Consider the following 13,770-nt stretch of genomic DNA (forward strand, 5'->3'; position numbering starts at 1 on the left):
TTTTCAACGTATGTCGTGATGGATGGTATCTAATGATCTATGTAGAGATAGTTTTGCCAACTTTTCATCCGGATGAGTACCTTACGCATAATCGAGACATGAGAGAAACTGTCTGAATAGATAGCGGCTTCAAAAGCAGTACCGAGTGGCAGGTGATAATCGCTTAAATCATCGGTGATTTTAAGGGTGACGAGTACGCGTCCATTGGTACGTAATGCCTCAGTTCCTAGCAAGGTACCTCGTGCTTGGATCTGGCTTTCACCAATCACAGGCAATATTTCAACCACCTCTCCTTTGAAGACTTTTCCGGGTAGTGCTCTGAACAAAAACTCGGCTTCAAAGCCCGGTTTTAGGCGTTGAAGAGAATTTTGCCTAAATGCAGCTGTGTAGATTTTATCTTCTGTGTGTACAAACGTCATCATTGGCGCTAAGGGTAATGGTACGGACATCGCACCTGGTCTGAGAGCTAATTGCGTCACATAGCCATCAGTAGGCGCTCTGACAATGGTTTGTTCAAGGTTGAATTGGGCTTGTCTAAAATCGGCAAGCAGGCGAGCAACGGTAGTATTCTCACCATTGATTTCTGAGTTTAAGGAGATATTGGCTTGATTTAGACGTGCTTGGGCGACTTCTACTGCTGCCTCTGCTGCTTTATAAGCTTGGCGACGGGTATCAAGATCTTGTTCGGTGAATGCACCTTTATCATACCCACGTTGATAACGAGCATACTCACGTTGTGCTTTATCCCGGTCAGCGATAGCCTGTACTTTCGCTGCCGCAGCTTCAGAAACATTCGATTCTAGGCCGAGTGCACCTTGGCTCGCCTCTTTGATCTGAGCTTCAATTTTTGCCAATTCCGCTTCAAAAGGCACAGGATCAATTCTAAAAAGCACATCACCTTGTTTTAAGGGCTGGTTTGCTTGTACCGGAACCTCAATCACTCTTCCTCGTACTCCTGAGACGACAGGTGTTGTGGAAAAAACTTGGCTACCCAATTGAGTAAAAGGATGATTATAGTTCATCAGTAAGATCAGGGTGCCGATCAAAATAACGCCACCTAATACAGCTGTAGGGACGGTCCACTTATTTAATGGAATTTTAAAGACTTTGAATATCGCAATACATAAAGCGGCATAAGTCATGATCAGAAGTAAATCCATTATTTTGTCTCCTGATTACTGGCATGGTCGATGTTCGCTTGAGCAACGGGTGGCTGCGCTTTTAACTCATGTAATTCTCGAGTGAGTGTTGCGACTTGATCGATAAGTTCATCGACACGATGATGAATATCGTGCTGCTCTTCTTGAAGTTTAGTGAACCCCCACCCGCGATCTTTTCGCCACAAGGTTGCCCAAATCCACAAAAATGGCCAGATTGCATGTAAGGTAAATAGACTGACCCAGCCAGAAACATGAATGGCATCTTGATGTGGATGGTCACGCTCTTTGGCTATTTCATAAGGGATATCATGAATGACGATGATTCCATAAAAAATGACCAAGGCTACGAAAATCAGTAGACCAAGGGCAAAGTAATCTAAAAACATAGTTGCTCCTGTATTTCAATGACGAGTGTAAACGGCAGCCAATAGCTTAACGTGATGGAAAGTTACTCAGTGCACACTTGGTTGCGGCCATTCGCTTTCGCGCGATATAAGGCTTTGTCGGCGCGGTAGAATGTGCGTTGTGTATTTTCACCATCTCGATGCAAGGTGATACCGATACTGACGGTTAAGCCGCGCTCACCTAGAATATCGTGCCAACCAAATTGGAATATGCGTTCTCGATAGTTTTCGGCATGCATTTCAGCTTGGTCGAGCGAGCAATCTTCTAAAATCACCAGAAACTCTTCTCCACCAAAACGGACACAGGAGGAGCCTCGGAATTTAAAGTAGTTTTTCAACTCACGTGAAACATTGACTATCGCTTTGTCACCAACCAAGTGACTAAGTTCATCATTAATCGATTTAAAATGGTCAATATCAATGACTAGAAATGCAAATAGCTTCTCATGAAGCAGTAGGTCTTTCAGCTTTACATCTAACCAGCGGCGGTTGTGTAAAGTGGTGAGTGGGTCAGTGAATACATCCTGTTGAAGTTGGGCTACGGCATTCTTTTGATGTTCTGTGGTTTCTTTGAGCTCGCGATTTTCAATCTCAGATAAGATCAATTTCAATTGCAATTCAAAGCGCGATAAGCGACGCAGTTGATTGGCCCCCAGCTCACTAATCGGGATGTTTTTCATCAGATCAGTTTCAATTCGAAAGCCTTTTTTTTCATAAATCAGGGCGGCTTGATAAAGGCCTTGGCGCTCACATACGGCACTGAATGCTCGATACAGCTGCTTGGCCATCGTGGGTGACGTGTACCGTTGCAGACGTTTGTCTGTACTGGCCAGCATCATATTGGCAATATGACTTTTACCTATTTTAGCCAGGCAGTTGGCCGTTTCAATTCGAATCATATTCGATAGCCAGGTGGAATTCATATTCCCAGCACTGTACTGAACACTAGAAAGCGTAATGAGCGCTTTATCGACTTGATCCTGATAAAGATAAAGTTGAGCTTGATAGAGTGAAATTTGCCCGGTAAGAATTTTATCGCTGACCAAAATACTCAGCTCTTCACACTCTTTAATTAGGTCGGTAGCTGCGGAGATTCGGTGCAGTTGAATGTAACACGATAGCATGTAAAGTTTATAACGCAGGCGTAATGAGCGGCTGGTGATTGCGTGATCAATACTATCAATTTTTTGATAGTAACGAAGGGCTCGGCTGTGCTCGCCATAAGCATCACACAGGTTACCCATGCCAATGACGGCTAGTACATATTCGTCAATGTAACCTGTGTCGACGGCAATATTAGAAGCGGACACATATTCGTTGAGCGCCGCGGCAAATTCACCGCTTTCCATTAGGCGATCGCTCAAACTGTTTTTCACAGACAAAATAATTTCGGCGTCCTTAGGCAATTCAAGTAATGCTAAGGCGTGACGAAGCTCCTCTATACTGGCGGACGACTGATGCAGTTCTGAACGATACTCTGCACTGATGATGTAGCTAAGTGCTTTTTCTTTTGATGTTGAGGCTATATGTTGTCGGACGTGATTCCAGAAAATGATGGCCTCTTCTCCGGAAACGGAGGTGGCATCCAAACCCGTATCTTTAATCTTACTGAGCAGTACTTCCATGCGACCATTCCTGAGGTTGACTGTCTTCCAGTTGTTCTAATGTGAATGGGAAACTCAAAATGTCTTGGAACATCACTTGAGGTAGCGACCCCGTTAATCCTTTTCTTTCCCAGGGGTATATTTCAATCATCTTAGCCAATACATGGAAGACGTGCAGCGCTGCATCGCCTTTATCGGCAAGAAGCAGCGCTAAGCGTTCGCTACTTAAACGAGAAACGAGATCTTTTTGGTTACAGAGCGAGTGGGCAATCTCGGTACATACATCGAGGTACTTTGAGTCGTTATGTTGGATGACAATGACGGCGTGATTAGAATGCTTCAACTCGGTCTTGAACAGCATGAGTTGTTCCCACCAATAAGTCTCTGAAACTACATTGGAGAGATGTTTCTCTGGGTCGTATTCGTGTTGACCACGAATACGGTTAATGAGTTTACGTGCTCGTTGCTCAAGTTGTCGCTTAGAGGCTCTTGCTTTATCAAGGCCAATGCGCGCCGTTTGTTCTCGAAGCATCTCAACCGTAAATTGGCGATATTTCTTAAATGAGGCTAAAGAAGCTTTAAAATCACCACGCTGCTCTGCGACTAGGGATTGTTGGTAGCAAATTTGTGAAAGTAGCTCACCTTTATCAAATGAAGCAGCAGAGGCTTCAGCAAGAAGCAACAGCTCAGTTGCTTTCTTGGAGTCTTTTCTCAGCAGTTCCAAACGAGCTCGACTAATGAATGAGTGAGCCTTCATCCACACAAGGTTATGCTCAACAGCAAGTTCGAGTGCTTTGGTGGTTGCCGCTTCCGCATCTTCGATTCGTTCAAGCCCGAGCAGTGCCAAGCCGCGAAAATCCCAAACCTCGGCTTGCCAAGTTTTATCGGGATGATCCTGTAGCGCTTCTTCTGCACCATCGAGCACCGTGAGCATATCGATGTATTGGTTAAGTAGATAGAGATCCCATGCCCACAGAATACGGGCTTTTCCTTCTAACCAGTGGATACGGCTATTGTTCGCAACTTTAACCGCTAGCTCATGAGTTGAGCATGATAGCTGATATTCGTTGGTGATACGCCAAACGTTTCCCAAACCAATCAGGCTTTCTATTTGGATCTCAACTTCATCGACCAGAGCCGATTGTTCTAGGGCATTTATCCAATATTGTTGGGCGGTATAATATTTTGCCTGACCCCAAAGTTGCAGCGCGTGAATATGCAGAATTTCGGGAAGGCAATCATCAGTATCGAGGGTATTTTGAGTGGATAAGGCTTCTTTAATGTATTTTAAACCCACACGGTAGTCCATTAGACACCAAGCGCAGCGAGATAAAATGATCAAACATTGAATCGCCCCTTCTGGGAAAAAGATCTGCTGTGCTCTCAATAAACACTGCTCCGCGACGATCGACACCTTCTCCGGCTCAGTTTCAATACGGGCTCTAAGCTGTTCTATTTCAATTTCAAGAAGGTATTGGCTTTTATCCAAACGGGCTGTTCCTCAAAAGTAAGAAGCCTAAGTCACCGATTCATTATATGAAGCCAACGTTAAAGCGCACTATTTACTTTCCCAAAAGTGGGTGCATTGGTTATTCATTACCACAATAATCTGCGCTACTTCACAATCCATAGTCTAAATATAACCTAAAAATCTAAGAGAGTAGTTCTTTCAATGTCAGTGGATGTTTGGTTAATTCCAAATTTTGGGCGGCGGTGAATCCATGTTTATCTTGGTAGCACAGATTGTGCCAAGCACGAAAAATATCCAGCATTGGTTGTAGGCCGCCAGGGCGAAGTTTGCGCCTCGGTTCGTTGATAAAGCTTTCGAACAACAGTTGGAAGCGTTTTTGATAGAACTCTGTTTGCTTAATAGATGCTTTATCGAGCCAAGCTTCGGGTGTTGGATTGTCTCCTGCCAAATAGCAAACACCTTTGGCAGCCTGCGCCTGATTGGCAATAGCCCAGCGATCTCGCCACCATCCCATGTGAACAATGTCCGTTTTATTCACGGAATGTCCATTTTGCCATTGCGGATCTTCCTCAACGTACATCAAGTCAACATTCTTACGCTTGATTCGCGGCAAACAGACGCTCAATGCGGCAGAACGTAAAACCGGATCTTGAGGCAGATAGATAGAAACTCGCTTATCTTCAAGGCACAAATCCAGCACGTGGAGGAAGTGAGCATAAGAGGTGTAAGGAGGGCGTATCAAGGCACCTTTAGAAGGGTAATGAAAAGTGGTGAGGTTACCCATGGGGTCTTCAACATTACCGCGGGCTAAAATTGTTTGGTATTTCTGATCAATACGCTCACGTAACAGCGGAGATGCGTCAGGAGTAGGTAGATTCGCTTCGGATGAATGTTCACGAGAAACAAAACGCGCGGGCGAGTGATAGGGGTTGTGATCAAGCTCGCCTGCAGGCTCTTCATTGGCGGAATAGTTTACGTGCTGACAGAGTATATAACCTGTTTTGGCTTCACCTGTTGCAAACCACAATACGCCGTTGTCGCTATGGGGCTGGAGCGGGATGTAATTGCAAGCCAGCTCATATTGGTTTGCATGATTCACCCAACGCGCATCAATCATGGCCAGTTTTCGCCGACAGCGACTGGCAATGTGCTCGACATGATCATAAAACGTTTTTGGGTTGATGGATAATTTACGGCAAATCTCTCGCACCGAATAACTCATGAAGAGTAGGCCGAGTAAGGTTTCTTGAAAAACGAGTTTTTTGTTGGCTCCTGACCACTTATCAACAAAGGTACTCTGACAAGCTTTGCAACGGTATCGCTGGCGATCGCCGCTGTAGCCAAAAGCGTGATAGAGGTGTTTGTGCGTATGAACAGATAAACCGAAATTTTGGCAATCATCACTGCGACAAGCGGGCAACCCGTCGCTGTGAAGCTGCCTTAAACGGTGTAATTCGTTTAACACTTCTCGGTTGTTAAGTAAGGGGGGGAAAGCTCCACATTCACGACAAACCATCGTTGGACGCTTCGGGTTTACGCGCTGCAGAACGTACCGTTCGGCTTCACTCAGTCCAAAGTTGTCACACGCCAATGTTTTACAAAAGTTGAGTTGTAAACCATCTGCGTCCTTGGGTAGTTGGTCGTTGGACACAATCGCCCCCTCGGGGTAATTTAAGGCTGCCAATTTGGGTGAGCAGCTGAGGTTTAAAAATTAGATACTAATCGCTGTTTCAAGCGCGACTTTCATCATGTCGTTAAAAGAGGTTTGGCGATCTTCAGAGCTTAATTTCTCACCGCGAATGATGTGGTCTGACACCGTAAGAATCGTCAATGCTTTTGCGCCTAGATCCGCTGCAACGCCATAAATACCGGCCGCTTCCATATCCACACCTAAGATGCCAAGCTTATTCATTTTTTCGAATAAATCACCTTCAGGTGTGTAGAACAGATCAGCGGAAAACACGTTGCCTACCTTCACGGGCACGTTTTGTGCGCGTGCTTGATTGACGGCTGTTTCAAGCAATCCGTAATCCGCAATCGCGGCAAAATCGTGGTTGTTAAAACGGATGCGGTTAACTTTGGAATCGGTTGAAGCACCCATACCAATAACGATATCCATTAGATTGACATCGTCACGAACTGCGCCACAGCTACCAATACGGATGATATTTTTTACACCGTATTCTGAAATCAACTCGTGAACATAAATCGAGCATGATGGAATGCCCATACCGTGGCCCATAACGGATACTTTTTTACCCTTATAAGTACCGGTATAACCGAACATACTGCGAACATCACAAACCTGTTTAGCATCATCTAAAAAAGTTTCAGCAATGTATTTTGCACGTAATGGATCGCCTGGCATTAGAACGGTTTCAGCGAAATCACCAACTTGCGCATTAATGTGTGGGGTTGCCATCGTTGTTACTCCAAAGTTTTCGAGTCAGCGATTTATCCGCAATAAGTGGATTAAATTACTAATTCTGTTGAATCTGATGTGTTTTGTTGAGGCAATACTAGCTAGACCTGACACTGTTCCTTGAGAGATTTGTCACAGAATGGAGGTTAATACCCTTTTTGTGGCTCATTGATAACTAAAAGTGTTGAAAGTGGTAAGGCAATCGATTTGGGTAAACGTTTACCTTTTATGTGTACATAAATATATTTTGTATAAGGTGGTTGGAGTGTGCTATATATTATACAACAAATATTTTTGTATATGAGGCGGCGATGAGTAATCCAGAAATTCGTATCGGGATCAGTGCATGTGTGCTGGGAGAGCAAGTCCGTTTTGATTCTGGCCACAAAGCGAGTGACTTTGTGACCAAAGAGTTAACGAATTATTTCTCTTTCATACCCGTTTGCCCAGAGGTTGCGATTGGCTTAACCGTGCCAAGGCCTACCATTCGCCTGATCTCTCACGAAGAGCGTTTAGCGCTGGTTGAAACTAAAGATGAAACCAAAGATTACACGCAAGCCATGTTCGATTTCTCAGAACGAAAAGTTGATGAGCTCGAATTGATGAAATTGTGTGGTTATATCGTTTGTGCGAAATCCCCGACATGTGGCATGGAAAGAGTCAAAGTCTATAAGCATCAACGAGCAGACAAAGAGGGTGTTGGGCTTTATACCGCCACTTTGATGCGTAAAATGCCGTGGTTGCCTGTAGAGGAAGATGGCCGTTTACATGATCCTGTGCTTCGCGAAAACTTCATTACGCGTGTCTACTGTTTACATGACTTTTATCAATCGATAGGTGACAACCCGACACCGGGCAAAGTGGTGGCTTTTCATTCACGCTACAAATTGACGTTAATGGCGCATCACCCGCAAGCGTATCGAGAACTCGGCCGTTTGGTGGCTGAAGTCAAGCAGCATCCGCCACAGTATTTTATTGAGCACTATCGCCAAGGGTTAATGGATGCGCTTAAACACAGAGCGAGCCGTAAAAATAACACCAATGTTTTGATGCACATTCAGGGTTATTTCAAACGAGCCTTAAACAAAGAGCAGAAAGTAGAGTTAGCGCAATTGATTGATGACTATCGAACTGGCGAGCTTCCTTTACTTGCGCCTATTACGTTGCTCAAACATTACATAAAAATGTATCCCGATGCTTATCTGCAGCAACAGCACTATTTATCGCCTTATCCACAAACGCTAAGGTTACGTTATGGACTATGAGAACCCACTGACTGAAAACATGATGACTGAAAAATTATATGCTATTCGAGACGTTGCCGAGATGACTGGAGTAAAGCCCGTTACCTTGCGTGCATGGCAGCGCCGCTATCACCTCGTTCAGCCACAGCGCACGGAAAAAGGGCATCGCCTTTATTCACAAGAGGATATTGCGACGATTCGCACTATTCAAGGCTGGCTGGCGAAAGGGGTTTCGATTGGCAAAGTGAGTGCATTGCTCAGTGGCAGTGAAAGTATCATTGATACTTTGGCAAATCATGGCTCAGAGCTTTTAGAGCAAGAACAATTGCTGCAAGCTTTAGTGGATCTCAATAAAGGCAAAGCGGAATCAACCATTGCTACGGTATTGAAAGAGTATCCGTTAGAGATTGTTGAGCAGCAGTTTGTCTTTCCTGTCATCGACACGTTAGAGCGGGTTAAAGGACCGTTGCGCAGTTTGCAAAAAGGGCTTTTTCAGGCACTGATGATAAGCAAGTTGAGCTCGATCATTGAAGCGGAAAACAAAGCGGCAACTAAAGGAAAATGTCTTTGCGTTAATCTTGATCCAACATCGAGCATACTGGCTTGGTTATGGTTCGTGGGAAAGGTGGAAGCTGGTTATAACCTCACTATCCTAGATGGTGTCGAAGATCTTACAGCTCTTGTTGATCATGATGCTTTAGCAAACTACCAACAGGTTGCGCTGTTTGCCAACCGAGCACTAACCGAGCAGCAAGTTCAAGCGTTACGGAAATTGCGTATCTCACTGGGAGATAAGCTTTCGTTGTCAGATGTGGTTGCTCGTCTGCACCATTCGTTAGATTAATCAGTAAGGATGTACAGTGAAATTACTCTGGCTGCGCCGAGATTTACGATCCGTTGATAATACGGCATTACATGCCGCCATTGATGGTGAAGAACCTGTTGTTGCCGTATTCATTGCAACACCAGCACAGTGGCAAAAACACCATCTTGCTCCGATGCAGGCGGATCTTATTTATCGGCGTTTATTTGAGCTGCAACGTGAACTGCAAGCACTCAATATTGCTCTGTTGTATGAGGAAGTCGATGATTACGCTGATGCTGCGCAGCAGATTACCGCTATGGCTAAGCAGCTTAATGCCAGCGCAGTGTTGGTTAATCGCGAGTATGAAATCAATGAGTTGCAGCGTGATGAGATGGCGAGCCAGTTTTGCCTAGAGCGCCAGATCGAGTGGCGAGCATACGACGATAAGTGCATTATTGCGCCCGGTTCGGTCAAAAATAAGCAAGGTGATTATTTCAAAGTCTTTACGCCTTTTAAACGAGCGTGGTTATCACAAGCGGCTCTTCCTCAAATTTTACCAACGCCTATTTCTACACATTATAAACGCATAAAGGATCTTGAGCCGTTGCTGTGGAGCGAACACCGCTCGTTCAGCTATCCACGCATCAGCAGTGATCATTGGGTGGTCGAGTTCGATGCAATTCGCGCTAAATTACGCCAGTTTTGCCGTGATAAGGTACAGAACTACCACCAGCAGCGTGATTTTCCCGCGTTGGATTCGACCAGCGCACTGTCACCTTATCTCGCAATAGGGGCGCTTTCTGCGCGTCAATGTATGGCGCGCCTATACGCTGAATCGCAACATATTGGGTTGTCTGAAGGGGCGCAAACTTGGCTGAGCGAAATTATTTGGCGTGAATTCTATCAGCATCTGATCGGGTTTCGCCCTGATCTCTGTAAGGGAAAAGATTTTGCACCTTGGGGGAAACACGTATCTTGGTGGGAGAATTCAACGGCCTTTGAACGTTGGCAGCAGGGTCAAACCGGGTTCCCTATTGTCGATGCGGCGATGCGCCAACTGAACAAAACGGGGTGGATGCATAACCGATTAAGGATGGTGGTGGCCAGTTTTCTAACCAAAGATCTGCATATCGATTGGCGACTTGGTGAACAATATTTTATGCAAACATTAGTGGATGGCGATTATGCATCCAACAATGGCGGTTGGCAGTGGTGCGCCTCAACAGGGTGTGATGGGCAACCTTATTTTCGAATTTTTAATCCTACCAGCCAAGGGGAACGTTTTGATCCGAAAGGTGATTTTATTCGTCAGTGGGTACCTGAATTGGCTTCGTTGCCAGATAAGTACATCCACACGCCTTGGAAATTCCCTGCCGTCAATTCCTTGTCATATCCCGCGCCAATGGTTGATCATAAAGTAGAAAGAGAGATAACCTTACAGCTCTATAAAGACGCCAAGGATACCTGATCACCATGCTACGCAAGCTACTCTCTTTGTGTTGTTGCTGGGGTGCGCTCAGTGTGAACGCGTTCGCCGCGACTTATGATTTTCCTGCCGAAGGCAGTAGCATGGTTGGCCGAACTCAATATCACGTGATTGAGCAGGGCGAAACCTTAGCGCAAATTGCAAAACAGTACGATGTTGGGTTTTTATCTTTGATGGCGGCTAACAAAGGAATTGACCCATTTTTGCCGCAGCAAGAGTTTGTGCTAACCATTCCGTCACAAATTATTTTACCGCGCGTGGCTTACGAAGGCATCGTCATCAACTTAGCGGAACTGCGGCTCTATTACTTTGAGCCTGAAAAACGCAAAGTGCATATTTTCCCCGTCGGTATTGGCCGTATTGGTCGTGACACGCCAGAAATGGAAACCACTATCAGCCAAAAACGGCCGAACCCAACTTGGACACCTCCTCAATCGATCCGCACTGAATATAAAGCGAAAGGTATTGAACTGCCCGCGGTGGTGCCTGCTGGGCCAGATAACCCGCTTGGTGAATACGCGCTTCGTCTCGCTTATGGTGCGGGTGATTATTTGATCCACGGTACCAACAAAGATTTTGGTATTGGTATGAGAGTCAGCTCAGGTTGTATTCGTATGGATCCCAAGGATATTGAATGGCTATTTAAGCAGGTCCAGCGTGGCGAGAAAGTGAAAGTAATTGATGAGCCGATAAAATTAGCCTTAGAGCCAGATCGAAGCGTATTTCTTGAAGCTCATGAACCTTTAACGCGCAGTAACGGCAGTAAAAAAGAGTTGCAGGTACCGCAAGAACTTCGCTGGTGGTTGGATGAATTTAACAAATCAGATGCGAAAGCGAGAGCGGTGATCTTGGCGCAAAATGGTGTGCCTGTCGAAGTTGTGGCTGCAGATTTTTCGACCTCATTGGAGTAATTAAAGAAGTTGATGAGTTCATTAATGGTGAACCATGTAATAGCAGCAATAAAAAAGGCTTGAATTAACAAGCCTTTAAGCAATTTCAGCTATGGAATATAACGAAATTATTTCGTGTATGACTGAGCAATATTATCGATACGCTCGTTTGCACGATCCGCTTCTTCTTGCGCAGCGGCAGCGGCATCAGCCGCTTGGCTTACTTTAGACGAAAGTGTCGATTGCTCGCTCTTAAGTGCAGAAATTTGATCACTGAGTTGGCTAACTTGGTTGCTTAGCTGATCCATTTTCGTCATTGCTGCGTCATCAGGGCCTGATGCGCAACCAGCAAGTAGAAGTACAGAAGAGGCTGCAGCTGCAATTAACATCTTATTCATTATTGAACTCCTTGTTTGTAAGATTATTATCAATGACGCCCTATTATACTTTTCCTACTTGAAGCTACAGCGGTGCTGTTTACCTGCAACGTCAAGTCGTTTGGGTATACGCTTGTTTGGAAATCATCATATAGTGACGAACTCAATTGTAGACACTATTCTAGCGTTCACCCAGTAGCCGAACGTCAAAATAATCCAAGAATTTCAATTTATGCCCATTTACTCCGCTATGTCTCATCGTTAAGAGACGTATTTTCTATCTTCTTTATGCCTTGAAAAAGTGTGCGTGCTGATTATTTTTATGTGATCTCTATCTATCTAAGCGCCTTTCGGGCTATCATATTGCGTTTTCATTTTGACCTCTTGCCCTATTTATTGTGGCAACTTTACAAATTTTTGGAGAATCCTTTGCAGTTTAAAGATTTAGGCTTAGACAATCGCTTATTGAAGACCCTCAAACACTATGACTTCAAACAAGCGACAGAGATCCAACAACAAGCGGTTCCCGTGGCGATTGCAGGTAAAGATTTGTTGGCATCCTCTAAGACTGGTTCGGGTAAAACATTAGCGTTTGTTTTGCCAATGCTGCATAAGTCTCTAAAAACTAAAGCGTTATCAGCAAAAGACCCTAGAGCTCTGATTCTCGCTCCGACACGTGAGTTGGCCAAACAAGTGTACGGTGAGCTGCGTACTATGCTCAGTGGGTTGAGCTACGAAGCAACGCTGATTGTGGGCGGTGAAAACTTTAACGACCAAGTAAAAGCACTGCGCCGTTTCCCCCGTTTTATTGTAGCGACTCCTGGTCGTTTAGCGGATCACTTAGAGCACCGCTCGTTGCGTCTTGATGGTTTAGATACGCTGATCCTTGATGAAGCTGACCGCATGCTGGACCTAGGTTTTGCTCCGGAACTACGCCGTATCCATCATGCAGCGAACCACCGTCGTCGCCAAACACTGATGTTTTCCGCAACGCTTGATCACGGCCAAGTGAATGACTTTGGTACCGAGTTGCTTAAAGATCCAAAACGCATTTCGATTGGTGTTGCCAACGAAGAGCATAAAGACATCACCCAAAAATTCTACCTCTGTGATCATCTCGATCACAAAGAAGCCTTACTCGAACGCGTGCTGCAAGAAGCCGAATATCGACAAGTGATCATTTTTACCGCAACTCGTTCTGATACTGAGCGTTTAACGCTTAAACTCAACGAGCAGAAACTGAAAGCTGTTGCGTTGAGTGGTAACTTAAATCAAAACCAGCGCAACACCATCATGAGCCAGTTTGAGCGCGCCGTCTTTAAAATTTTGGTCACGACGGATGTGGCTTCACGTGGCCTTGATATTGCAAACGTGACGCACGTGATTAACTTTGATATGCCCAAACATACGGAAGAGTATGTGCACCGTGTTGGTCGTACAGGCCGTGCGGGTAATAAAGGTGATGCAATCTCGCTGGTTGGCCCAAAAGATTGGGACAGCTTCAAGCGCGTGGAAGCCTTTTTGCAGCAAGATATCGAGTTCTCTCAATTTGATGATCTGAAAGGTAAATTTACCGGACTAAAACCACGCGTTCCGGCCTTTAAGAAAAACGCAGCCGCTAAGACTAAAAGTACTAAGCCCAAGGCGCACACCGCCAATAAGAAGCCCGTTAAACGCGATAAAACCTTTTATCAGAATGTGGCAGTGGGTGATGCGGTATTTGTGCCGAAAAAGAGAGTTGCACCTAAAGTTGACGATGAGTAGCCGCGAGCGTCTTGTCAGCGTGACCTTTCGGTCAATCGAATCTGCTGACGGACTCAATGCCAGTATTTGCTGAGACAACCTCACCCTAATTATAAAAACACCGCCAAATTGGCGGTGTTTTTATATACACGCAAACGTTCACC

Annotated in this window: 12 protein-coding genes; 5 read left to right on the forward strand and 7 right to left on the reverse strand. The window is 45.1% G+C overall.

Features of this window, described 5'->3' with window-relative positions:
* Positions 1–29: 29 nt before the first annotated feature.
* From AACT42_RS17690 to deoD, 6 genes are all read right to left on the reverse strand, one after another.
* A complete protein-coding gene (locus AACT42_RS17690) occupies positions 30–1,160 on the reverse strand; it encodes an HlyD family secretion protein (RefSeq protein ID WP_017045041.1) in 1,131 nt (376 codons plus the stop codon).
* Positions 1,160–1,546 (reverse strand): DUF3302 domain-containing protein, encoded by a 387-nt coding sequence (locus AACT42_RS17695; protein WP_013868364.1) that lies wholly within the window; start codon positions 1,544–1,546, stop codon positions 1,160–1,162. The genes AACT42_RS17690 and AACT42_RS17695 overlap by 1 nt, the downstream gene beginning before the upstream one ends.
* Positions 1,547–1,608: 62 nt before the next feature.
* Positions 1,609–3,189, reverse strand: a complete 1,581-nt coding sequence (locus tag AACT42_RS17700; RefSeq protein ID WP_017042162.1) for a GGDEF domain-containing protein — start codon at positions 3,187–3,189, stop codon at positions 1,609–1,611.
* Positions 3,170–4,657, reverse strand: a complete 1,488-nt coding sequence (locus AACT42_RS17705; RefSeq protein ID WP_094131794.1) for a hypothetical protein — start codon at positions 4,655–4,657, stop codon at positions 3,170–3,172. The genes AACT42_RS17700 and AACT42_RS17705 overlap by 20 nt, the downstream gene beginning before the upstream one ends.
* 163 nt (positions 4,658–4,820) lie before the next feature.
* Positions 4,821–6,290: a lactate dehydrogenase gene (locus tag AACT42_RS17710; RefSeq protein WP_026028170.1), complete on the reverse strand. Its 1,470-nt coding sequence runs from the start codon at positions 6,288–6,290 to the stop codon at positions 4,821–4,823.
* Between the two features lie 60 nt (positions 6,291–6,350).
* Entirely contained in the window at positions 6,351–7,061 is a 711-nt protein-coding gene (gene deoD, locus AACT42_RS17715) for a purine-nucleoside phosphorylase (RefSeq protein ID WP_013868368.1), read from the reverse strand.
* 311 nt (positions 7,062–7,372) lie between these two features.
* On the opposite strand from deoD, the gene AACT42_RS17720 reads away from it, so the two are divergent.
* From AACT42_RS17720 to AACT42_RS17735, 4 genes are read left to right on the forward strand one after another with little or no spacing between them, the layout of a single operon-like run.
* Positions 7,373–8,326, forward strand: a complete 954-nt coding sequence (locus tag AACT42_RS17720; RefSeq protein ID WP_026027151.1) for a YbgA family protein — start codon at positions 7,373–7,375, stop codon at positions 8,324–8,326.
* Positions 8,316–9,149 (forward strand): MerR family transcriptional regulator, encoded by an 834-nt coding sequence (locus AACT42_RS17725; RefSeq protein ID WP_013868370.1) that lies wholly within the window; start codon positions 8,316–8,318, stop codon positions 9,147–9,149. Before AACT42_RS17720 ends, AACT42_RS17725 begins: the two co-directional genes overlap by 11 nt.
* 16 nt (positions 9,150–9,165) lie before the next feature.
* Positions 9,166–10,578, forward strand: a complete 1,413-nt coding sequence (phrB, locus tag AACT42_RS17730) for a deoxyribodipyrimidine photo-lyase (RefSeq protein ID WP_094131792.1) — start codon at positions 9,166–9,168, stop codon at positions 10,576–10,578.
* 5 nt (positions 10,579–10,583) lie between these two features.
* The gene (locus AACT42_RS17735) at positions 10,584–11,507 is read left to right on the forward strand and encodes a L,D-transpeptidase family protein (RefSeq protein WP_013868372.1); all 924 of its coding nucleotides are present in this window, start codon (positions 10,584–10,586) and stop codon (positions 11,505–11,507) included.
* 107 nt (positions 11,508–11,614) lie between these two features.
* Here the strand turns inward: AACT42_RS17735 and AACT42_RS17740 are convergent, their stop codons facing one another.
* Entirely contained in the window at positions 11,615–11,884 is a 270-nt protein-coding gene (locus tag AACT42_RS17740; RefSeq protein ID WP_094131791.1) for an Lpp/OprI family alanine-zipper lipoprotein, read from the reverse strand.
* 396 nt (positions 11,885–12,280) lie between these two features.
* On the opposite strand from AACT42_RS17740, the gene AACT42_RS17745 reads away from it, so the two are divergent.
* Positions 12,281–13,627 (forward strand): DEAD/DEAH box helicase, encoded by a 1,347-nt coding sequence (locus AACT42_RS17745; protein WP_088733584.1) that lies wholly within the window; start codon positions 12,281–12,283, stop codon positions 13,625–13,627.
* Positions 13,628–13,770: the final 143 nt, after the last annotated feature.

Source organism: Vibrio sp. V15_P4S5T153 (assembly GCF_963874485.1).
In the GTDB taxonomy this organism is placed as follows: domain Bacteria; phylum Pseudomonadota; class Gammaproteobacteria; order Enterobacterales; family Vibrionaceae; genus Vibrio; species Vibrio anguillarum.

Bases quoted from the DNA above. Each gene is read 5' to 3' on its own strand.
- AACT42_RS17725 (WP_013868370.1), top strand. From the start codon at position 8,316: ATGGACTATGAGAACCCACTGACTGAAAACATGATGACTGAAAAATTA.
- AACT42_RS17690 (WP_017045041.1), bottom strand. From the start codon at position 1,160: ATGGATTTACTTCTGATCATGACTTATGCCGCTTTATGTATTGCGATA.
- AACT42_RS17740 (WP_094131791.1), bottom strand. From the start codon at position 11,884: ATGAATAAGATGTTAATTGCAGCTGCAGCCTCTTCTGTACTTCTACTT.
- AACT42_RS17720 (WP_026027151.1), top strand. From the start codon at position 7,373: ATGAGTAATCCAGAAATTCGTATCGGGATCAGTGCATGTGTGCTGGGA.
- AACT42_RS17735 (WP_013868372.1), top strand. From the start codon at position 10,584: ATGCTACGCAAGCTACTCTCTTTGTGTTGTTGCTGGGGTGCGCTCAGT.
- AACT42_RS17695 (WP_013868364.1), bottom strand. From the start codon at position 1,546: ATGTTTTTAGATTACTTTGCCCTTGGTCTACTGATTTTCGTAGCCTTG.
- AACT42_RS17700 (WP_017042162.1), bottom strand. From the start codon at position 3,189: ATGGAAGTACTGCTCAGTAAGATTAAAGATACGGGTTTGGATGCCACC.
- deoD (WP_013868368.1), bottom strand. From the start codon at position 7,061: ATGGCAACCCCACACATTAATGCGCAAGTTGGTGATTTCGCTGAAACC.